This window comes from Enterobacter cloacae complex sp. 385G4, from assembly GCF_057320665.1.
Genome location: NZ_JBXWDD010000001.1, coordinates 1,255,523 through 1,275,716, shown reverse-complemented (window position 1 = coordinate 1,275,716; position 20,194 = coordinate 1,255,523). Strand labels below are relative to the sequence as shown.

The following is a 20,194-nucleotide window of genomic DNA, read 5'->3' as shown; positions in this document are numbered from 1 at the left end:
AGAGACGCAGAAAAGCAAAAAGCCTGCTTTAAAAGCAGGCTTTTCAAATTTGGCTCCTCTGACTGGACTCGAACCAGTGACATACGGATTAACAGTCCGCCGTTCTACCGACTGAACTACAGAGGAATCGTGTGAACGAGGCGCATATTATCGACCTCGGTACGCCTTGTCAAAGGGTGAAAACGCGCTTTTTGTTCGTTTGCCGACTATTTCAGCAAATCGCTGATTTTATAGCAAATTCGCGTTGAAATTACTCAACGAAATGCGCCGCCCGCAGGCGGCGCGAAGGATCAGAACAGCACGGAGTAGTTCAGACCAAACGTACGTCCGCGGCCTTTGTAGGTGTACAGGCCCGGTGCACCGTAGGTTGGGCTATACAGCCCCGGCGCGCGCTGGCCCCAGGCGGTGGTGTAGTCTTTGTCCAGCAGGTTTTCCACGCTGAAGCTGACTTTCCCCACCGGCAGGGCGTAGCTGCCCAGGAAATCGACCGTGTTATAGCCATCGATCTTCTTGCCGTCAGCGTCAGACACGTCAAAGGTCTGCGTGCTCTGCACGCGCAGGGTCCAGTCGCCCGGCGCCCAGTTCACCCATGCGCTGGCTTTCGACGGGCTGGCGCTGTCGACCGTCAGCTTCTCCCACTTCCCGTTTTCGCGGGTTTCAGACTTGATGGCGTTAAAGTTCGCGCCGGTGCTCCAGTCGCTGTCGGTGAAGAAATAGTCCACCTGGCCTTCAATCCCGTAGATACGACGCTTGTCGTCTTCCAGGTTGATGGTCATATCCGTCTTGTTGATGGTGATGGTTTTATCCGAGAGCGAGTAATACGCCGCGACCTGCGTGCGCAGGTTGTCGCCGGTGAAGCGCCAGCCCAGCTCGTAGGCGTTGACCTTGATGCCGTCCAGCGTTGAGTCGTTGACGTTCACGCTGTTCAGCAGGCGATAGTGGCCGTTGCTGAGTTGGTAGGTGCCGGAGCCGTAGTACTTCGCCAGGTCAGGAATTTCAAAGCCCTGGGAGAAGTTAAACCACAGTTGCTGCTGTTCGGTCAGACGACCGAGGATCCCCGCGTTAAACAGGAAGTTGTTGTAATCGGTTTTCCCGCCCGGCACCGCGTCGGCGGAGGTGGCTTTCCCGGTGGCGATGGCTTGCTGCTGGGCGTAGCCAACAAAATCATCCACCTTGTTTTCGGTGTACTGGTAGCGCACGCCGCCGCTCAGGGTGATGGCGTCAATGTCGTAGCTCGCCTGCAGGAACGGAGCGAGGTTGGTGATGCTGTAGCCCGGATAACGGCCCACGTTGTAGGCGTTGTCCAGCTCCATGCCGCCGCTCGCCGCCGCTTTGCTCAGGTCAAAGAACTGCTGGTTGGCATCGAACGTTTCGTGGTCGGCATCGACACCCCAGGTCAGCGTCAAATCGTCCACCGGCTTGCTGTTCAGCGTCAGCTTGCCGCCGTAAAAATCGGTTTTCTGCTGCGACGCGCCGATGCTGCTCACCACGCCTTTGGTCAGGGTCGGGAACGGGTAGTAGGTCAGGCTCTCGTCACGGTAGTAAATCTGCGCGACCAGATCCTGGCCCCAGAAATCAGTATTAGAGTACTGCAGGTTAATCAGATGGCGCTCGGTGCCCGGCACGCGGTCAGAGTCGAGATTATCCTTGTTGTACGCGGTGGCATCGCCCGTTACCGCCGAGAAGTTCTTCCCGAGATACAGCCCATGCTTGCCGTCGGATTCGCTCTTGTAGTACTGGGTAGTGAGCTGCAGCTGCTGGTGATCGTCGATGTTGAGAGTGCCTGTTCCCATCACATCAATACGGTCGGAATACTGTAGGCCGGTCTGGGTGTTGTCGATGATCACCTCGTCGCCGTTGCCGTCATACCAGCCGCCGTAGCGCTGATACGACACCGACAGACGGCCGGAGGCGTTGTCGTTGCCGCCGCTGACCGCAGCCGACACGTTCTCATCGTGGTCATTGTGGCTGTTAAACCCGCTTTTTGCTCCGGTCTGGAACTCAACTTCGGTCTCCGGCTGGCCCTTTTTGGTGACGATGTTCACCAGGCCGCCGGTGCTGCCGCCGCCGTACAGTGACGTGGCGCCGGAGATGACTTCGATGCGGTCAATGTTGAACGGGTCGATGGAGTCGAGCTGGCGGCTGTCGCTGCGGGACGAGTTCAGGCGCACGCCGTCCACCATCACCATCATGGAGCGGCCGCGCAGGTTCATGCCGTAGTTGGTTCGCCCCTGGCTGCTGACGTCCATACCCGGGATCAGCTGCGCCAGCACCTCTTTAATCTCTTTCCCGCCCTGAACCTGCTGCTCGATCTCAGAGCGTTCAATGACCCAGGTGGTCTGCGCCATCTCGGCCACGCTGCGGTGCGCGCGGCTGGCAGAGACCACGATATTTTCTTCCTTTTGTTCTTCCGCCCACGCAGAGGTAGAAAGCATTGCAAGCAAGCAAGGATTTAAAACCCAAAGATGAGAACGTTTCATTGTTATGTTGATCCTGATTGTGTGTGTCAGTACTCAGTGGTTTTTGCTAACGATTTTAAAACCTGGCTGCTCTCCGGGCTGGTGGTGCTCCGCCAGTGGATAACGCCAGGGGTGGTGGCCAGTTCAAACGGCTCGTCGGCATGTGCGCGATTCAGAATTCGCGCCGCGCGCCAGGCCATCAGGCTGAGCTGGGGTTCGGCAATGCCGAGACGGTGCATCCCGGCGTTCACGGCGAACAGGCGGTTGCTCTGCGGACCGTCCCATTCGAGGGTGAAATCGTTGTTAATGCAGAACGCTTCGTCCGCATCCAGATGCAGGCGGTGAGACAGCGGCGCAAGGAACGCGGGCTGCACGGCGCGGTAGCCGGTGGCGAAAATCACCACGTCGCTCTCCAGCTGCTCGTGGCCGCCGTCGAGGTGATGCTGAATGCTCAGGCGATGTCCGGTTTCCTGGCGCGTCAGGGCCGTCACCGAGCGGGACGGCATCAGGTGCGCCCAGGGTTTTTCACGCAGCACTTCGAAGCGGTGATACATGGCGCGGTAAATCGCCAGCAGGGACTCGGTGGTGATGCCGTCGGAGGTCATCTTCTGCTCGTGCAGCATCTGACGACGCGCCTCTTCACCGAGCGTGGAGAAGCTGTCCACGTACTCCGGCGTGAAATACTCGTTAGCAAAGGCGGCTTCATCCAGCGCGTTGTAGTTGTTGCGGCGCGAGACCCAGTTCAGGCTGAGCGGCTGGCCCCATTCGCCACGGAAAATATTCAGGAACAGGTCGGCGCCGCTCTGGCCGCCGCCGACAACGGTGACGCGCTTGCCGGCGAGATCCGGCGTGCGCAGCATCATCTCGCTGGCGTGGAAGCAGGTATCGTCCTGCGCCGTGACGCAGTCCGGCAGGTTGATCTGTTTGCCAATCCCCACGCAGACGTGGCGCGCCAGGAAGCGGTCGCGCTGGGTCACGACCTCAAACAGACCGCGTTGCTCATCAAAGCTCACCTGCTGAACCTGCTGGCTGAAGGCGAGGTTGGTGAGGTTATCCGCCGCCCAGCACAGGTAGTCCGCAAACTCTTCGCGGGAAACCGTGCGCTGCTCGGTGGTCAGGAAGCGGTAGAACTTTTTGCGCTGCACCAGGTAGTTCAGAAAACTGTGGCGGTTGGTCGGGTCCACGGCGCTGACCAGATCCTTCAGGAAGCTGGTCTGCATGTGGCAGTCCGGCACCATCATGCCCGGGTGCCATGAGAAGTGCGGTTTACGCTCAAGGAACAGCGAGCTAAAGCCGTCCAGACCTTCTGCGAGGGCGGCGACGCTGAGGTTAAACGGGCCAATACCAATGCCGATGAAATCATAGGTTTTCATTGCGCGGACTCCCGGGAGGCCAGAAAAAGAGGGTTATCAAGATCGGTAACGTAGTTCGGCAGCATGCGGCTGCCGCCGTCGTGTTCGGAGAAGGTCAGTTTGACCGGGTTGAGGATCACGCGAATAATCTGCGGCTTAAACAGATCGAATTTCGCAAAGCGCTCCGCAAGCTCCGGGTGCGCGGCCATATAGCGGTGCAGCACCCCGACGAGGATCTGATAGAAGCGGTTTTCGCTCACGCCGCTTTGCAGCGTGAGGCGCGAAATAAAGCGCAGCACCGTCACAAAGTTGCCGGTCTGCAGGTCGTGAATGATGTAATCCGCGCTCAGGCGCGCCGTCACCGCTTTTACCTGCTCCGGCAGGCTCTGCGCCTGCGGGAAATCCTCGTCCACCAGGCGCATATCGCCCTGGAAATCCTTCAGCAGGATGCGCTGCGGGACGTAGTCCTTCATCACCAGCGTCACGTTCTGGCCGTGGGCAATCAGCGCCACGCCGTAGCGGCAGAGCAGGTGGTAGAACGGGATCACCGTTGCCTCAAACAGCTTTTCCAGCCACGCGTCGGCGCTTAACCCCGAGCGCGTGATCCACGCGTCGATCAGCGGACGTCCGGCGTTGTCGGTTTCCATTAGCGCCGCCATCAGCACCGCCTGTTCGCCGTCCTGTAAATAGCAGGATGGGTTCTCGCGCCAGATCACGCCCAGCATCTCCTGGTAGCGGTAGGGCGCTTTCGGCAGCGCCGCGTAGCCCGGATGCGACAGATACCCGGCGGCGGGTTCGCCCAGCACCTGCGCGCCAGAGCGGATCAGCGTGGCGTCAGCGGCGAACTGCTGCTGCAGCCAGCGCGAAGCCAGAGGCCCGGCGGCAATATACTTGCCCGGAATGCCGCGATAGCAGGAGGTGTTGTAGATGGTCAGCGGCAGCTTGATGTCATACGGCGCGCGGCGGCTGGCGTTGGTGAGCGTGCGCAGGGACTGCTGGGCAAGATACTCATCTCCAAACTCGCCCAGCTCAACCATTTCACCGCGCGCCAGCTGTGCAAGAAAATGAATGGCAATTTTTTGCTGCCACTGCCACGGGTGCAGCGGCACGGGCAGCCAGCCGTCGTCGAGACCCAGCGCCTGCCAGCGAGCGTCAAACCGGGCGCGCTCGGCATCGTCCATGGTGCTGGCCAGCAGAGCGTGAGTGTCGCAATCGGCGTCGCTGCTCCAGACCAGATGTTCACGCTGGACGGCGACCCAGTGCAGGCGGAAGCGCCCGCGGTATTCCGGCGCGTACTGGCGCAGCGCGTCCAGACCCCAGCCGCGGCGGCCTTTGTTGAAAATAAACTTCGGGTGGCCGCTCATCAGACACTGTAATTCGTCCGGGTCGAGGTGGATCAGCGCGTCCGCGTCCAGCGCTTCACGCGCCTGCAGCAGCTGCATGTCGCCGCGCAGCGTGGCGTAGAGATCTTCCATGTGCTCCGCCGTTTGCGCGTCGCTCATCTCCAGCACCGTCGCCAGCTGCAGCAGCGCGCTTTCCGCTTCCACGGCGGCGCCGCTGGCGGCGATCAGGCTGTCCGGGTCGATATGCAGCCAGCCCCAGATCCCGCGCGCGGCGCGAAACTGCCAGCACTCGTTGCCCATGGCGATGCGCCAGCCGTCCGATGAAACGGGCTCAGCGCGCAGGGTGCGTTCGTATTCCAGCTCCGCGAGGATCTTCGCCACCATCTCGCGGTTCACTTTCTGCCAGAGCGCGTTCACAGTCCCACCTCGCTGAAGAAGCGGTGACGCTGGCTCATGATGAGGCGCGAGCGCTTGTGCGGGAAGTCGAACTCTTTCACCGTGTCGAAACCGGCGGAGGCCAGATGGCGGAACAGGCGCTGGTTGTCGAAGCGCGGCTCGGCCACGATGCGCGCGGTGCGCGGTTCATCGAGATACAGATAGTGGCTCAGGCCGCGCAGCCAGCTGCGGATATACTGCGCGCCGCGCCAGTTTTCTTCGCCCACCAGCATGTGCAGCCCGCGGTCAAACGGCTGCCAGCGGTAGTGGCGGCCAATGCGGTCTTCTGCCGCCCAGTAGAGTTCAAAATAGCCAAACGGCTGCTCGTCGAAGCAGCCGATAACCGGGTAGCAGTAGGTCGAGTCAAGCTGGCGGCGCAGGTAGTTTTCCTGCTCGGCCTGCGGGCCTGCCATCTCCCAGAAGGCGTTCACGCGCGGGTTATTCATCCATTGAGTGAAACGCTCGCCGTCCAGCGCCACGTCCGCCACGCGGAAGCTCAAAGTGCGCTTGATTTGCGGATCGTAACGGCGATATACCTCGCCCTGCGGGCGACGAGGACGCAGCGGGAAGTACAGCTGGCGGCTCTCATCAAACTGCATCCCGCCGCTTGCCTGCGGACGTTCGCCTTGCAGCCACAGCGGCAGCTGCCAGAAGGTTGCACGCGCCAGATAATCCCCGTGGGCCTGGCTAAACAGCGCCTGCGCCTGGGGTTCATCCTGCCAGTCCGCCCACGGCAGGGTAATGCCGGTCAGGGCCGGCGCGGCAACAAACAGCTGATCGAGGGCTTCCACCAGCCAGCCGGCCGGGATCCCGGTCAGGCGCTCCAGCACCGCGCTGCCGTCAAGACCCAGCGTCAGCGGCAGGTTTTGTTCCGTTGCGGTGCAGCGAAAGCCGTAGCCGGAATGGACGATATTCGCGATGGCCATCACGCCTTCTCCTTGTAAAACGGGTTGCTAAAGTCGAAATAGATCACCGCCGGATCGACGATGGTGTTCTCATTGCGATCGTGCAGGTAGCAGAAGAAGTTGCCTTTGCAGTTCCAGGTCGGGCTGTCGAGCACGTAGTCGAGGCAGCGGGTCTGCTTCGCCGTCGTGCGCAGCCCGGCCAGCGCGTCACGCACGCGGGACATCAGGTGCTCTTCGCTGTCGAAACCGGCGGCGGCGAGAGCGGCGGTGACCGCAAGGGTGGAGTTGAGCAGCAGGTAATAAGGGAAGTAGCGCAGCAGCTGGCTTTCACCGAAACGGTTTTCCACGTCGGTTTCGCCCGCCTCTTTCAGCCACGCGTCGGCCCCTTCGGTCCAGGCGCTGCCCTGGCAGTCGCGGTAGATCAGCCCGACGGGGAAATCCTGCTGCATCTCAACGAGGATATTTTGCTGGTGCGCCAGCAGCACCAGACCGTAGTCCGCCTCGGCGCTGAACAGCGGAAGCAACACGCGGTCGCAGTAGGCGTCCAGCCAGCAGCGGGCGGCCTGGGCGAGCGGTAAATCCAGACGCTGGCTAAGACGGCGCACCGCTGCGGCCAGCAGGCTGTCACCGCCGTCAGGCGCGGCCTGGGTCAGGCTGACCAGCACGTTGGTCTGGGTGTCTGGCGTATCGAACAGCAGGTTAACGCGCAGGGCCATCAGGCTCTCTTCCTGAACGACGCCGCTTTCATCACGCAGTCCCGCCCAGCCGTCTTCCTGCATCACGCGCATGGTCGGGTAGCGGGCCTGTAAATCTTGCCAGCGTTCTGTTTTCGCCAGCCGCGCCAGGCGCATACCGCGCTTAACCTCTTTGACCGACAGCGTGCGCACGGAGTTGGTCAGGCGCACGCTGAGGGAGAATTTAATCATGTCGCTGTTGGTTTCGCTGTACAACGAGCGTGAGGAGCTGGTGGGCAGCCACTGTGCGCCCGCTTCACCCAGGTCCTGTAATGAACCGTTTGCCGCCAGACGCTGACACCAGTCCTGCTCCAGCAGATAGTCGGCCTGCCACGGATGCATCGGCAGCAACCAGCGGGTGTCGGTGAAGTGGCCGAGCAGATCGGGCGCGCTCTGGGCGGCGAAGCGCAGCAGACGCTCGCGCAGAGAGACGTTCAGGCTGTCGCCGGCAACGAGCGTGCTCTCAACGGCAAACCAGCGCAGCGGGAAGCGGGAGCCGAAATCCGGCAGATACCGGCGCGCCTCGGTTTCGTTGAACGGCTCGTGGGATTTTGGCGCTGGGTGAAACGCGTGGCCCACCAGCAGCGCCTGTTCCGCTTCGGCAAACGTCAGCGGCTTGTCTCGCAGCGTTGCCCAGCCGTGGCGCAAATCAATCGCCTGCCAGGTATGGGTATGGCTTTCCAGCGCGCGCTGTTTAAAACGCGTCAGCGTATCGGCATCCAGTGAGCCTTTTACTGAGGGTTTTTCAAGAATTAAATCAATCAGTTGAGTGAAGGTGACGGCGTCACCACTGTCGCTATCGCTCTGAATAAGCGTTGCCGGGAAACGGTACTGATGGTGCTGGGTTGGGGAGAAATAGCGTACCGGAACCCGAAGGGCCTGGGAGGAAGAGAGTGGAATATGAATGTGCGCTAACTCATCCGCTGCAGCTGCGGGGAGATAGCGCCAGTCCTTCGTTTCGCGTAACAGGGCGTTTAAAAAACACTGGGCTGCAACGTCTGTACCGGCAGAGCGGGGCAGAGCACGCATAGATGTACCTCATTCCATGACTGATAATAATTCTCGTTATGATATTCATTCTGTTTACAGTCGCAACTATTTTTGCAATATTTGTTTTCATTAACTTCATAATTTCCACACATTTATTGACACTATGTTCACATTCTCATGCGCGCTGATTCTGAAACGTTGACCGAAAACATCACCTCCAAAGCCAACTGGCCCCTGGCGCTCTGCGCGGGCCTGCTGGGCATCGGGCAAAACGGTTTGCTGGTCATGCTTCCGCAGCTGGTGACCCTGACCGGACTTTCACTCTCGGTCTGGGCCGGGCTGCTGATGTTCGGCTCCATGCTTTTTTTACCCGCGTCCCCCTGGTGGGGACGCCAGAGCGAGCGCCGCGGCTGTAAGGTCGTTATGGTGGCCTCCCTCAGCGGCTATCTCGCCAGCTTTGGCGTCATGGCGCTGGTGGTCTGGGCGATGGCGGCAGGGAGGCTGGAAAGCACCTGGGGGCTGGCGGGGCTGATCCTCTCGCGTCTGCTGTATGGCCTGACGGTGTCGGGCATGGTGCCTGCCGCGCAGACGTGGGCCATTCAGCGTGCGGGCCTGGATAAACGCATGGCGGCGCTGGCAACCATCAGTTCCGGCCTCAGCTGCGGCCGCCTGCTGGGGCCTCCGCTGGCGGCGCTGATGCTCAGCGTTAACCCGGTCGCGCCGCTCTGGCTGATGGCGATCGCGCCGTTAATCGCTCTGCTGCTGGTGCTGCGCGAGGTGGCGGATCCGCCGCTGCCGCCGGTGGCACACCAGGCGACCCGTCTGCAGATGTCCATGCTGCCGTTCCTGCTGCTGGCGATGCTGCTGGCGGCGCTGGTGAGCCTGATGCAGCTCGGCCTGTCACCGCACCTCAGCCCCTTGCTGGACGGCAACGCCCGGGATATCAGCCATCATGTTGCGCTCCTGCTGAGCCTGGCCGCGCTGGCTACGCTCGCGGCGCAGTTCCTGGTGGTTCGTCCGCAGCATTTCAGCCCGCTGACCCTGCTTTGCATGGCGGCGGTGCTGATGGTGGCTGGGCTGGCGCTAATGTGTATCGCCGAACTGGCGCTGTTCTATGTGGGGATTGCTATCACTTCGCTCGGCGCGGCAATGGCAACGCCGGGCTATCAGCTGCTGCTGAACGATCGCCTGACCACGGGGAAGGGGGCGGGCGCTATTGCGACCAGCCACACGCTGGGCTATGGCGTCAGCGCGCTGCTGGTGCCCGTTGTGACGCGCTTTTTCGGCGAACAGTATTTAACGACGGCGGCCTTTGGCGTGGCGGCGCTGTTTTTAGCGCTGAGCATCGGGGTACGGTTAACCGAGCGTACCCCTGTCGAAAAAAATTAATGTACGTGGTGGGATGAAGGGCCGCCTGCGCCCTCATTTTGCCGCAGGCGCTGGAGCGGATCCTGCTGATAAAACTGGCTGAAACGCTGCCACAGCGCCGGGAAACGGGGCGCGAAGAGTTCGGGGGCGCTGAAGAAGTACTCCGAGAGCACCGCAAAGCACTCGGCGGGGTCAGTTGCCGCATAGGCATCAATGCTGGCCGCGCTTTCGCCCACCAGATCGATCTCATCCTGGATGTTATCCATCGCCGCGTGCAGATCGTGCTCCCATCCTGCGACTTCACGTAGCGGAATAAAAGGCACGCCGCTGGCGCGATCGCCGTTGCGGGTATCAAGCTTATGCGCCACCTCGTGAATAATCAGATTAAAGCCTGAGGCGTCGAACGAGTCCTGAATGTCGAGCCAGTTGAGGATAATTGGCCCCTGCTGCCAGCTTTGCCCGGACTGCACCACCCGCTGGTTGTGTACCAGCCCGATATCATCCTCCCACTCGTCATCGACGACGAACGGTGCAGGATAAATCAGCACTTCATGAAAACCGTCCAGCCACTCAATGCCGAGCTCCAGCACCGGCAGGCAGAAAAGCAGGGCGATGCGGGCGTTTTTCAGCGGATCCAGCTCGAACCCCTGCAGCGGCACCAGGCGTTTTTGCTGCAAAAAACGCTCGGCCAGTTGAACCAGCTTTGATTGCTCTTCAGGCAAGAGATTCGCCAGCACGGGGATCGCCAGCGCCTCATCCCAGGGCAGCGCCATATTTCGACCAGCTTCGTTCGTTTTCCAGGGCCACTTAATCATCGCTTTGCTCGTTACTCGCACGTGAACAAAATGGAAAGGTGATGTGCTGTTAACATGCCAAAGAACCCGGCATGAAGGCAACAATAAAACGGAGCAGAGGGGAATGTTCCGCACGTTCCAGGCCCCTCTCCTGGCCGCTATTCAAACATTTATGCCGTTTTGTTTCAGTGACAAAACTCCCATAGGCAAGATCGGGTATGCGCAGCCCTGTCCTGTTGGCATCGTCAAAGATAAAAATTTCAGAAAATGCGCCTTCCGCCGAAGTCACTTTAATCCGTCGAGTCAAATAAGTGGAAAAGCAAAAAATGAATAAGCGAATAGCGTTTTTTCCAATGCGGAGATCTGCTTGTCAGCAAAATGCTGGGATTGCTTAAGCACCTTATATTCTCTGGGGAGAACCTCCACGGGAAGGCAATATTTCATTACGGTAATGAGCGCGCACTAGTGATGCATTATTTCAAAATTGAAATAATGAACTCATTGCTACCATAGCAATTAGGTTATTACTCCACTAGCCCAGCACCTGGGCATAAATATGCTATCCGGAATGATGAAATATAAATTACGCACATATTATCTGATTACTGCAGGGGTTGTTGTGTTGGCGCCTTACGCCAGCGCATCGACAAATGGGTTCGATGCCCGTAGCACCGCGATGGGGGGCGTAGGCGTGGCGTCTGCGCACTTTGGTGCGGCTCCCTTAACCAATCCGGCATTGCTTGCCACCTCGCGCGGAGAAGATCGTTTAAGCCTGATTGCGCCGTCGATTGGCGCGCAGGCCAGCGATTCGGCAAACCTGATTGACGGGTTCGATGACGTCACCACGGCGTGGGATAATCTGGAAAACGCCCTTGGCAGCGGTAACGAAGCGGAGGCGGCAGGTAAACTGGCGGAGGTCGTTTCCGGGCTCGCTGGCGAAAAGGCCAATGCGAACCTCGGTTTGAGTATGATGCTGGCGGTGCCGGATGATTCTCTTCCGATCGCGCTGTCCGTGAACAGCTGGGCCAAAGGCCATGCGCGTGCGTTAATCAGCCAGGCTGACCTGGATTATCTGGACGGTGTGGCGAATGGCACCATCATTCCGGGCAAAGACGATCTTGATAAATTAACGTCTCGCGCGGAAGGTATGGCGGCCCTGGTGACGGAATACGGTGTTTCCATTGCCCATCCATTTTCGATTGGCGACACCCGGGTCGGGGTGGGGATCACACCGAAGATCCAGCGCATTGAAACCTGGAATTATAACGTCGCCATCAATAATTATGACTCTTCCGATCTGCGTGACGGGAACTGGCAGCACCAGACCATGAGCGCCAATATTGATGCGGGTTTTTTTGCCGCATTGACTCCCGAGTGGATGGTTGCGCTCTCTGCACAAAATCTCTTCGAGAATAAAGTGAAAACGCGGGAAATTAACGGCTATCAGCCCGCGTTTATCATTCGCCCTCAGGTTACGGCAGGGACAGCATGGACGACAGAACGTGTTACCCTGAGTACCGATATCGATCTGACACCCGTGAGTGATTTCCAGTATGCGGATAAAAACCAGTATGCGGCGTTTGGTGGCGAATTCCGGGCCACCGACTGGATGCAGCTACGGGCTGGATATCGCGTGGACATGCGTGGTAACGATCACCGCATTGTGACGGGTGGGGTGGGCCTTTCAGCCGGGGAATCAATGCAGTTTGATTTAACGGCAATGGCAGGACGAACCCGTACTCTTGGCGGTATTGCGCAGTTTACGTTCCGTTTCTGAACACCGTCAGGATATGAAGAAAGACCCCTTCAGCACGTAAGGGGTCTTTTTCTATACCTGTTGAACACGTTAAGCCGTCCGGGGCAGGTGAAATGCTGATACAGCATCGGTTAGAGCAATTTTTTGCAGGGTAATGACAACCTCTGCTATTTCGTAAAGAAAACTAAAGAAAATTTTCAGATATAGGTTTGTATGGAATGATATTAAATGTCGTCAATAGTGCGATCTTATTGAGTGATTGAGGTGTTGAAAGATATCGCATTTGTGTCATCCTGACTGACCTTTCTCTCTTATTTTATGCTTCAGGCGATTCAGATGATGAATAAAACCCACGATGGAATAAAAGTTTATACCCCGCTAACACTGAAATTGTATGACTGGTGGGTGCTACGCATATCAAATCAGTACGCATGGAAATGCTCGACAGAGCGTTATCTTATTCCTCATTTCAGAAATAATATGAAAAGTAATCATCTGGACGTCGGCGTGGGAACGGGGTTCTATCTGAAGACAATACCGGATATTTGCAATGTTTCGCTGATGGATCTAAATACTTCAAGCCTCAGTGCGGCGAGCAGACGAGCTGGCAAAGACAACATCATAGCGTCTATTCAGCACGATGTCTTCAACCCTTATCCCACTCACTTGCACGATCGGTTTGATTCCCTTTCAATGTTTTATCTTCTCCACTGTCTGCCTGGAGAAATGCAGGATAAGGCAGTCGTTATCCGCCATGCTGCCGCTGCGTTAACGAAAGAGGGCTGTTTATATGGGGCAACCATTCTGGGCGATGATGTCAACCATAATGCCTTTGGGCGCAAACTTATGGCTGTTTATAATAAAAAAGGTATCTTTTCTAACCGCAACGACACCGTGGGGAATTTACGGTCTATTCTTTCAGACGCTTTTCACGAGGTGGAGATTACAGTGGAAGGAAAAATTGCGCTCTTTAAGGCGGAAAGAAAGCGAGCTAATCCTGAGTTGGTGGATTAATTTTTAGCAGATACGCTTTCCAGAGATATATACGTTTAAGGCTTTGCCGGCATCCCGGCAAAGCCTTTTTTCAATGTTGAGAGGAATAACTCACCGTCATTTGATTGCTCATCACGGTCAGAGGAAAGTTGAATGTACCCCCTTTGGGCGAGGCATATTCAAACCGAAAAGGCCCACCAGCGGGAATATCTGCAAACAAAGCCATCTCACCTGCTAATCCTGGCAGTTTCAGACAGCGCGTCGCACTGCACAGTCGGATCCGAAACCCGGCTGGCGTCGGGCCGCTGGTGTTAATTTTCCAGTATACGCGTGTCGCCACCGTGCCCGGAGACAGGGGAGAGGGGCTTTGTACAGGTTTGCTTTTGAGCGTCTGATTCTCGCGCGTAATTGTGCCGCCAAAGCTCTGGTTGCTCCAGGAGCCGTCAGCCGCTATCGCCAACGGCGAGGCCAGAATTAGCCCGAGCCCAAATTTCCTCATCCTTTTCCTCCAATCAGATACGTCATCCGCACGTTGCGCGAGGTATTGATCTCCTGGCTGGACAGCACTGCCATCTGCGGGAAAATACGACGCAGGTAGCGGGACAGCATCAGACGCAGGGCCGGATTGACCAGCAGCACTGGCGGTGCGCCTAATCCCTCCTGATGCTGCAGCGCCTGTTCGGTCTGCTTCATCAGGTTTTCCGCAATGCCCGGTTCGATGGCGCTACCGCTCTGGGTTGCCTGTACCAGAAGTTGCTCCAGCGACAAATCCAGCCCAATCAGCTGAATATCCCCGTCGCCCGGGAACCACTGTTGAGTAATGGCGCGGGAAAGACGCACGCGCACGCGGGTGGTCAGCTCGTCGGCATCGCTCTGGGCGGTGGCAAACTCTGCCAGCGTATCGATGATGGTCCGCATATCACGGATCGGCACACGCTCGGCAAGCAGGTTCTGCAGCACCTTATGCAGGGTGGTCAGGCTGATAACCGCCGGGATCAAATCCTCCACCAGTTTTGGTGACTGTTTGGTGATCTGATCGAGCAACTGCTGCGCCTCCTGGCGGCCAAACAGCTCTTCGGTATGGGTGCTGATAAGGTGGTTAAGATGCGTTGCCACCACTGAACTCGGGTCAACCACCGTGTAGCCCAGCGTCTGCGCCAGTTCACGGTGAACTTCGTCAATCCACAGGGCAGGCAGCCCAAAGGTGGGCTCGGTGCACGGTGTACCCGGAACTTCACCCTCTGCACAGCCGGGGTTGATTGCCATCCAGCGGTCCGGCTGAACGTCGCCTGAACCAATCGTGACCCCTTTAAGCAGGATGCGGTAGTGCGTCGGAGCCAGATCCAGGTTGTCACGAATATGCACGGCAGGGGGAAGAAAACCCATCTGCTGGGCGAACTTCTTACGAATACCGCGCACCCGGGTCAACAGCTGGCCCTGTTGCTCATGATCCACCATTGGGATCAGGCGGTAGCCCACTTCCAGGCCGAGCGTATCTTCCATTTGAACATCAGACCAGGTTGCCTCGTTGATTGGCGTGACCTCGGCCTCCGCCGCATCGGTATCGGCCTGCACGCCACCGCTCTTCTTCACATCGCCTTCGCGACCGCGCAGCCACCAGGCGACGCCCAGCAGGGCGACAGTAAACAGCAGGAAAACAAAATTTGGCATGCCGGGGATCAGACCCAGCAGACCAATCACGCCCGCCGCCAGGACAATCACGCGTGGAGAGGTAAACAGCTGGCCCACCATCTGCTCGCCCACATCCTGATCGTTGGCGACGCGGGTGACCACCACACCGGCGGCGGTAGAAATCACCAGCCCCGGGATCTGCGCCACCAGACCGTCACCGATGGTCAGCAGGGTATAGGTTTCCCCGGCCACGCCCGCTGACATGTCGTGCTGCATCACGCCGATCACCAGACCACCGATAATATTGATCGCCATAATCAGCAGTCCGGCGATGGCATCGCCGCGCACAAACTTACTGGCACCGTCCATCGATCCGTAGAAATCGGCTTCCTGCGTCACCTCTTTACGGCGGCGTTTTGCCTCTTCTTCGCCAATAAGTCCGGCATTCAGGTCGGCATCTATTGCCATCTGCTTGCCCGGCATGCCGTCGAGGGAGAAACGCGCGCCCACTTCCGCAATACGCCCCGCCCCCTTGGTGATCACCATAAAGTTAATAATGATCAGGATGACGAAGACGATAATCCCGATGGCGAAATTTCCGCCGACCAGGAAGTGACCAAAGGCCTCCACTACCTGACCCGCCGCGTCCGAGCCGGTATGGCCGTTCATCAGGATCACGCGCGTGGAGGCCACGTTCAGCGCCAGACGCAGCAGGGTGGAGAACAGCAGCACCGTCGGAAACGCCGAAAACTCCAGCGTATTTTGGGTAAACATGGCGACCAGCAAAATCATGATCGACAGCACGATGTTGAAGGTAAACAGCAGGTCCAGCACAAAGGTCGGCAGCGGCAGGATCATCATCGCCAGGATGGTCATGATCAGCACCGGCCCGGCCAGCACCTGCCACTGGGTTTCCTTCATGTTGGGTAATCGTAATTTGGTGGCGATATTGGCCATCACTCTCTACTCTCTTGTGCAAAATCCATCCCCGTGGGAACGGGAAGATCTTTAGGTGTCAGCGGACGTAAGCCATAGCCTTTACGCCAGCGCTTAAGGCCATAAACCCAGGCCAGCACTTCCGCCACCGCACTGTACAGCTCGGCGGGAACCGGTGTGCCGGGGTCACAATGGCGATACAGGGCGCGCGCCAGCGGCGGCGCCTCAAGCATGGGGACCCGGTTCTCTTCGGCCAGCTCGCGGATGCGCAGGGCAATTAATCCGCTGCCGCTGGCAACCACCATCGGCGCGCCCATGGCGCCGTCCTGATACTTCAGGGCGACCGAATAGTGGGTCGGGTTATTCACCACCACGTCGGCGGTGGGGACATCGCTCATCATTCGCTGCTGCGCCATCTGACGCTGCAGCTGGCGAACCTTACTTTTAATCAGCGGGTCGCCTTCCTGGTTTTTGAATTCGTCTTTGATTTCCTTCAGGCTCATGCGCAGCTTTTTAAAGTTGCTCCAGAGCTGGTAAACCACGTCGAACGCCACCATCGGGATCAGCGATAAAATAATGGCCAGCATGCAGCCCAGCAGCAGGGCGCTGATATCGCTAAGCGCCATGCCGAGCGGTTCAAACATCAGGCTGATAAACTTCGCTTTGTTAAACCACAGGAACAGCCCGCCGCCGACCGCAGCCAGCGTGACCTTCAGAATGCTCTTCACCATCTCCGACACCATTTGCCCGGAAAACAGGCGCTTGATGCCGCTCAGCGGATTGAGCTTCTTCAGGTTAAATTTCAGCGCTTTGGCGCTCATGTTCAGGCCGCCAATGAGCGACGGCGTGGCGACGGCGGTGAGAAACAGCCCGCCGACGAACGGCAGCAGCGCCAGGAAGGCGATCCCCAGCAGCGATGCGGCGTGATGCAGCATCTGCTGCGGGTCGCTGACTAACAGCCGATCAAACGTCAAACCGTTATGCAGCAGGCGCTGCAGCTGTTTTGCCAGCCAGCTCCCCGCGCCCATGATTAACCCCCAGCCTGCCAGCAGCATGAGGAGGCTCGTCAGCTCGCGCGATCGCGGAACCTGTCCCTCTTCACGCGCTTTTTGCTTTCGGTGGGGGGTGGGGTCTTCTGTTTTTTCGCTGTCGTTTTGTTCTGACATACCTTTCGCCCGGCGGGATTAGAAGCCGAGAGACTCCAGCAGATCGTCCACCTGCTCCTGAGAAGCGACGATCCCCTCGGCACGGGTATCGATTTGCGGACCATTCTTCAGGTGCGCATCGCCCGTTTCGGCAATCGCATCGCGCTCGCTCATGTTTTCCACCAGTACGCTGATCAGCTCTTTCTCAACGGTCTCAATAACGTGCATCAGGCTCTGCAGCACCTGCCCGGTGAGATCCTGAAAATCCTGCGCCATCATGATTTCGGTCAGCTGGCGGTTGGTTTGCTGGGTCACTTCCGGCACCTGGTGAAGAAAGGTACGGGTGGCTTTGACCAGCTCGCGGGCGTCGTCCAGCGGCTGCGGATTTTCGAACCAGGCATCCCAGCGCGTGCTCAGCGCGGTGGCGCTATCGCTCAGCCCTTCCTGCAGGGGACGCGCCACTTCAACGCTGGTCAGCGCGCGGTCGGCTGCCTGCGAGGTCTTGCCGACCACGTAGTTCAGGCGGTCGCGGGTGTTTGGAAATGCATCCGCCACTTCCATAATGGCCTGTTCCAGACCGAGGTTGGCCATGCTGTCGCGCAGCAGGCGGGTCAGTTGCCCGATGCGAACGAAAATCTCTGTGGCGTTATCCGCCTGCATGTTTAACGGGGTGTTCATAGGGGTTACCCGAGTTTTTCAAAGATTTTGCCGAGCTTTTCTTCCAGCGTGGCAGCGGTGAACGGCTTAACGATGTAACCATTGGCACCCGCCTGAGCAGCGGCGATGATGTTCTCTTTCTTCGCTTCCGCGGTCACCATCAGCACCGGCATTTTTGCCATGGCCGCGTCGCTGCGGATGGTTTTCAGCAGCTCTAGCCCGTCGACATTGGGCATATTCCAGTCGCTGACGACGAAATCGAAGCCGCCTGCACGCAGTTTGTTGAGCGCGTCCTGACCGTCTTCGGCCTCGTCAATGTGCTTGTAGCCCAGATCCTGCAGCAGGTTTCGTACGATGCGCCGCATGGTGGCGAAGTCATCCACCACCAGAAAACGCAAGTTTTTATCCGACATGGGGAAATCTCCTTAATGTCATGAGTCGGTTTTAGATGAATTTTTATAGTGAAAACTGTCCAGCAGGCACTGGCTGATATCGTCAAGATCGACGACCTTTTTCGCGGCACCGAGGGTAATGGCTTCCCGGGGCATGCCGAAAACCACGCAGGTGGCTTCGCTCTGTGCGAGGGTAAACGCGCCGGTCTGGCGCAGGTGCAGCAGGCCGCGCGCGCCGTCAGCGCCCATGCCGGTTAACAGGGCGGCGCTGGCGTGTTTGCTGGCCTGACGTGCCACCGAGTCAAAGAGCACATCCACCGAGGGGCGATGGCGATTCACCGGTGGGGCATCGCTGAGCCTGACCCGGTAGCCGTTGTCGTGGCCGAGGATCTCCATATGGCTGTCACCCGGTGCTATCAGGGCGCAGCCCGGGCGTACCGGTTCACCATCCTGCGCTTCACGCACGGTAATCTGGCACAGCGAATCGAGACGCTGGGCGAAAGAGTGGGTGAAACCGGCAGGCATATGCTGGGCGATGACAATCCCCGGCGTGCTGACCGGCAGAGGCATCAATACCCGACGCAGCGCCTCCGTGCCGCCCGTGGAAGAGCCAATGGCGATAATGCTCTGCTGACGCACGGGAATACCGGCGAGAACCGGTCGGGTGACGGGGCTGTGCGCTGCCAGTTTTGCACGAGCGGCGACGCGGATCTTCTCCACCACCAGCTGGCTCCATGTATCGATATTTTCTGCCCCGCGGTGTTCCGGCTTGGGCAGAAAATCGACCGCGCCGTGCTCCAGCGCGCTCATGGTCGCTTTCGAACCTCGGGTGGTCAGGGAGGAAATCATAATGACCGGCATCGGGCGCAGGCGCATCAGGCGGGAGAGAAACTCCAGCCCGTCCATCCGTGGCATGTCGATATCCAGCGTCAGCACGTCCGGGTTGAGCTGTTTAATCAGCTCGCGGGCAATAAACGCGTCCGGCGCCGTGCCGACCATTTCCATATCAGGCTGCTGATTGACTACCACACTGAGCATGTTACGCATCAGGGCTGAATCGTCGACCGCCAGCACACGAATCGCCTTCACCGTGTGGCCTCCGTCAGTTCATAAACCGACTGCCCGCGCAGGCGCAGCGGAATATGTGCGTGGTTAAAATGTTCCGAGTGGCCCACAAAAAGCAGACCGCCGGGCTTAAGCAGACGCGCAAAGCGCTGCAACAGGCGCTGCTGCGTCGGCGCGTCGAAATAAATCATCACGTTACGACAGAAAATGGCGTCGAACGGCCCGGGTACGGACCACTTCTCGTCCAGTAAATTAAGCTGCTGATAGTGAATGGCGGAAAGCAGCTCCCGTCTGGCTTTCACCCACTCGCTGTTGTCGCCTGTGCCGCGCAGAAAGAAGTGACGCTTCTGCGCCAGCGTCAGCGCGTCCAGATCGCTCAGCCGGTAAACGCCCGCTTCCGCTTTTGCCAGCACCTCCGTGTCGATATCCGACGCCCAGATGCGCGGTCCGGCCACCGACGCGCCTAACAGCTCGTGCAGCGTCATCGCGATAGAGCAGGGCTCTTCGCCCGTTGACGCGGCGGTACACCAGACGCGATAGCCTGACGCGCGCTGGCGCGCATGTTCCGCGAGGATCGGGAAGTGATACGCCTCGCGGAAAAAGGAGGTCAGGTTGGTCGTCAGCGCGTTAATGAAGTTCTGCCATTCCGGGTGTTCTGAGTGCGACTCCAGAAGGCCGATATAGTCGCTGAACGTGGCAAGACCCAGCGTGCGCACGCGACGGGAGAGACGATTAAAAATCATCTCCCGCTTTTGCGCGTTGACGACAATTCCGGCGCGCTTATAAATTAATTTCCCGACACGCTGTAATTCGCTGTCGGTCAAAGAAAGCGTATTCAGGGATAAGCGTGCAGAAGTGCTGATAATTTCACTCATAGAATAGGAGCAGACCTTAAACCGGTGTATTCATTATTTCCTGATACGCGCCGATCATTTTATTTCGCGCCTGCATACCAAAGCTGAATGAAATAGAAGACTTCTGCATCGCGAGCATCACGTCATTCAGGGCTATATCATGACTTCCGGACATCCACTGCTGTGTTTTGCTCTTCGCCTCGACCTGGGTTTTATTTATTTCGTTAATGCTGTTAAATAAAACGTCAGAAAAAGAGGGCGTGTCGCCGCGCGGAGACTGGAGGCGAGTAGACGCCCCGCCGACCTGCTGCGCCTGACGCTGAATTTGATCGAGTACGCCATGCATTAATGTTGCTGACATGTTCAATTCCTGGTAAATGAGAT

Annotated in this window: 17 protein-coding genes and 1 tRNA gene; 3 read left to right on the top strand and 15 right to left on the bottom strand. The window is 58.3% G+C overall.

The window, feature by feature from the left end:
* Window positions 1-50 precede the first annotated feature (50 nt).
* From AC2FAJ_RS06330 to AC2FAJ_RS06305, 6 genes are all read right to left on the bottom strand, one after another.
* Window positions 51-126 (bottom strand) — tRNA-Asn (locus AC2FAJ_RS06330).
* Between the two features lie 164 nt (window positions 127-290).
* Window positions 291-2,480 (bottom strand): TonB-dependent siderophore receptor, encoded by a 2,190-nt coding sequence (locus AC2FAJ_RS06325; protein ID WP_028013734.1) that lies wholly within the window; start codon window positions 2,478-2,480, stop codon window positions 291-293.
* 26 nt (window positions 2,481-2,506) lie between these two features.
* Window positions 2,507-3,832, bottom strand: coding sequence for a lysine N(6)-hydroxylase/L-ornithine N(5)-oxygenase family protein (locus AC2FAJ_RS06320; protein ID WP_485453935.1), 1,326 nt, complete (start codon window positions 3,830-3,832; stop codon window positions 2,507-2,509).
* Complete coding sequence (gene iucC / locus AC2FAJ_RS06315) at window positions 3,829-5,571, bottom strand: aerobactin synthase IucC (protein WP_485453934.1); 1,743 nt, start codon at window positions 5,569-5,571, stop codon at window positions 3,829-3,831. The genes AC2FAJ_RS06320 and iucC overlap by 4 nt, the downstream gene beginning before the upstream one ends.
* Entirely contained in the window at window positions 5,568-6,515 is a 948-nt protein-coding gene (locus tag AC2FAJ_RS06310; protein WP_485453992.1) for a GNAT family N-acetyltransferase, read from the bottom strand. Before AC2FAJ_RS06310 ends, iucC begins: the two co-directional genes overlap by 4 nt.
* On the bottom strand, window positions 6,515-8,257 hold the full coding sequence (locus tag AC2FAJ_RS06305) for an IucA/IucC family protein (RefSeq protein WP_045629795.1): 1,743 nt from the start codon (window positions 8,255-8,257) through the stop codon (window positions 6,515-6,517). Before AC2FAJ_RS06305 ends, AC2FAJ_RS06310 begins: the two co-directional genes overlap by 1 nt.
* 138 nt (window positions 8,258-8,395) lie before the next feature.
* On the opposite strand from AC2FAJ_RS06305, the gene AC2FAJ_RS06300 reads away from it, so the two are divergent.
* On the top strand, window positions 8,396-9,607 hold the full coding sequence (locus AC2FAJ_RS06300; protein WP_041909217.1) for an MFS transporter: 1,212 nt from the start codon (window positions 8,396-8,398) through the stop codon (window positions 9,605-9,607).
* On the opposite strand, the gene mtfA is transcribed toward AC2FAJ_RS06300, so the two are convergent.
* Entirely contained in the window at window positions 9,604-10,401 is a 798-nt protein-coding gene (mtfA, locus tag AC2FAJ_RS06295) for a DgsA anti-repressor MtfA (RefSeq protein ID WP_222567025.1), read from the bottom strand. The two genes, AC2FAJ_RS06300 and mtfA, sit on opposite strands and share 4 nt — an antisense overlap.
* Window positions 10,402-10,951: 550 nt before the next feature.
* Between mtfA and AC2FAJ_RS06290 the strand changes: the two genes are divergently transcribed.
* Both AC2FAJ_RS06290 and AC2FAJ_RS06285 read left to right on the top strand, forming a co-directional pair.
* Window positions 10,952-12,157: a conjugal transfer protein TraF gene (locus AC2FAJ_RS06290; protein WP_051486075.1), complete on the top strand. Its 1,206-nt coding sequence runs from the start codon at window positions 10,952-10,954 to the stop codon at window positions 12,155-12,157.
* 315 nt (window positions 12,158-12,472) lie between these two features.
* Window positions 12,473-13,150, top strand: a complete 678-nt coding sequence (locus tag AC2FAJ_RS06285) for a class I SAM-dependent methyltransferase (RefSeq protein ID WP_060571660.1) — start codon at window positions 12,473-12,475, stop codon at window positions 13,148-13,150.
* A 70-nt stretch (window positions 13,151-13,220) separates the two neighbouring features.
* On the opposite strand, the gene AC2FAJ_RS06280 is transcribed toward AC2FAJ_RS06285, so the two are convergent.
* The 8 genes from AC2FAJ_RS06280 to fliE are packed head-to-tail and all read right to left on the bottom strand — an operon-like array spanning window position 13,221 to window position 20,171.
* Window positions 13,221-13,628 carry a flagellar protein FlhE gene (locus tag AC2FAJ_RS06280; protein WP_041909225.1) on the bottom strand — a complete coding sequence of 136 codons (408 nt, stop codon included), beginning with the start codon at window positions 13,626-13,628 and terminating at the stop codon, window positions 13,221-13,223.
* Window positions 13,625-15,718 carry a flagellar biosynthesis protein FlhA gene (gene flhA, locus AC2FAJ_RS06275; protein ID WP_045629794.1) on the bottom strand — a complete coding sequence of 698 codons (2,094 nt, stop codon included), beginning with the start codon at window positions 15,716-15,718 and terminating at the stop codon, window positions 13,625-13,627. Before flhA ends, AC2FAJ_RS06280 begins: the two co-directional genes overlap by 4 nt.
* A complete protein-coding gene (gene flhB / locus AC2FAJ_RS06270; protein WP_485453933.1) occupies window positions 15,718-16,863 on the bottom strand; it encodes a flagellar biosynthesis protein FlhB in 1,146 nt (381 codons plus the stop codon). Before flhB ends, flhA begins: the two co-directional genes overlap by 1 nt.
* Before the next feature lie 18 nt (window positions 16,864-16,881).
* Window positions 16,882-17,520 carry a protein phosphatase CheZ gene (gene cheZ, locus AC2FAJ_RS06265; protein ID WP_041909231.1) on the bottom strand — a complete coding sequence of 213 codons (639 nt, stop codon included), beginning with the start codon at window positions 17,518-17,520 and terminating at the stop codon, window positions 16,882-16,884.
* A gap of 5 nt (window positions 17,521-17,525) precedes the next feature.
* Window positions 17,526-17,912, bottom strand: coding sequence for a chemotaxis response regulator CheY (cheY, locus tag AC2FAJ_RS06260; protein ID WP_041909233.1), 387 nt, complete (start codon window positions 17,910-17,912; stop codon window positions 17,526-17,528).
* Window positions 17,913-17,930: 18 nt separating this feature from the next.
* Entirely contained in the window at window positions 17,931-18,980 is a 1,050-nt protein-coding gene (locus tag AC2FAJ_RS06255; protein WP_041909235.1) for a protein-glutamate methylesterase/protein-glutamine glutaminase, read from the bottom strand.
* Window positions 18,977-19,831 (bottom strand): CheR family methyltransferase, encoded by an 855-nt coding sequence (locus AC2FAJ_RS06250; RefSeq protein WP_041909237.1) that lies wholly within the window; start codon window positions 19,829-19,831, stop codon window positions 18,977-18,979. The genes AC2FAJ_RS06255 and AC2FAJ_RS06250 overlap by 4 nt, the downstream gene beginning before the upstream one ends.
* 16 nt (window positions 19,832-19,847) lie before the next feature.
* Entirely contained in the window at window positions 19,848-20,171 is a 324-nt protein-coding gene (gene fliE / locus AC2FAJ_RS06245; RefSeq protein ID WP_041909239.1) for a flagellar hook-basal body complex protein FliE, read from the bottom strand.
* Window positions 20,172-20,194: the final 23 nt, after the last annotated feature.

Bases quoted from the DNA above. Each gene is read 5' to 3' on its own strand.
- cheY (WP_041909233.1), bottom strand. From the start codon at position 17,912: ATGTCGGATAAAAACTTGCGTTTTCTGGTGGTGGATGACTTCGCCACC.
- mtfA (WP_222567025.1), bottom strand. From the start codon at position 10,401: ATGATTAAGTGGCCCTGGAAAACGAACGAAGCTGGTCGAAATATGGCG.
- AC2FAJ_RS06285 (WP_060571660.1), top strand. From the start codon at position 12,473: ATGATGAATAAAACCCACGATGGAATAAAAGTTTATACCCCGCTAACA.
- AC2FAJ_RS06325 (WP_028013734.1), bottom strand. From the start codon at position 2,480: ATGAAACGTTCTCATCTTTGGGTTTTAAATCCTTGCTTGCTTGCAATG.
- AC2FAJ_RS06300 (WP_041909217.1), top strand. From the start codon at position 8,396: ATGCGCGCTGATTCTGAAACGTTGACCGAAAACATCACCTCCAAAGCC.
- AC2FAJ_RS06250 (WP_041909237.1), bottom strand. From the start codon at position 19,831: ATGAGTGAAATTATCAGCACTTCTGCACGCTTATCCCTGAATACGCTT.
- fliE (WP_041909239.1), bottom strand. From the start codon at position 20,171: ATGTCAGCAACATTAATGCATGGCGTACTCGATCAAATTCAGCGTCAG.
- cheZ (WP_041909231.1), bottom strand. From the start codon at position 17,520: ATGAACACCCCGTTAAACATGCAGGCGGATAACGCCACAGAGATTTTC.
- AC2FAJ_RS06305 (WP_045629795.1), bottom strand. From the start codon at position 8,257: ATGCGTGCTCTGCCCCGCTCTGCCGGTACAGACGTTGCAGCCCAGTGT.
- AC2FAJ_RS06320 (WP_485453935.1), bottom strand. From the start codon at position 3,832: ATGAAAACCTATGATTTCATCGGCATTGGTATTGGCCCGTTTAACCTC.
- flhB (WP_485453933.1), bottom strand. From the start codon at position 16,863: ATGTCAGAACAAAACGACAGCGAAAAAACAGAAGACCCCACCCCCCAC.
- AC2FAJ_RS06290 (WP_051486075.1), top strand. From the start codon at position 10,952: ATGAAATATAAATTACGCACATATTATCTGATTACTGCAGGGGTTGTT.
- AC2FAJ_RS06280 (WP_041909225.1), bottom strand. From the start codon at position 13,628: ATGAGGAAATTTGGGCTCGGGCTAATTCTGGCCTCGCCGTTGGCGATA.
- AC2FAJ_RS06310 (WP_485453992.1), bottom strand. From the start codon at position 6,515: ATGGCCATCGCGAATATCGTCCATTCCGGCTACGGCTTTCGCTGCACC.
- flhA (WP_045629794.1), bottom strand. From the start codon at position 15,718: ATGGCCAATATCGCCACCAAATTACGATTACCCAACATGAAGGAAACC.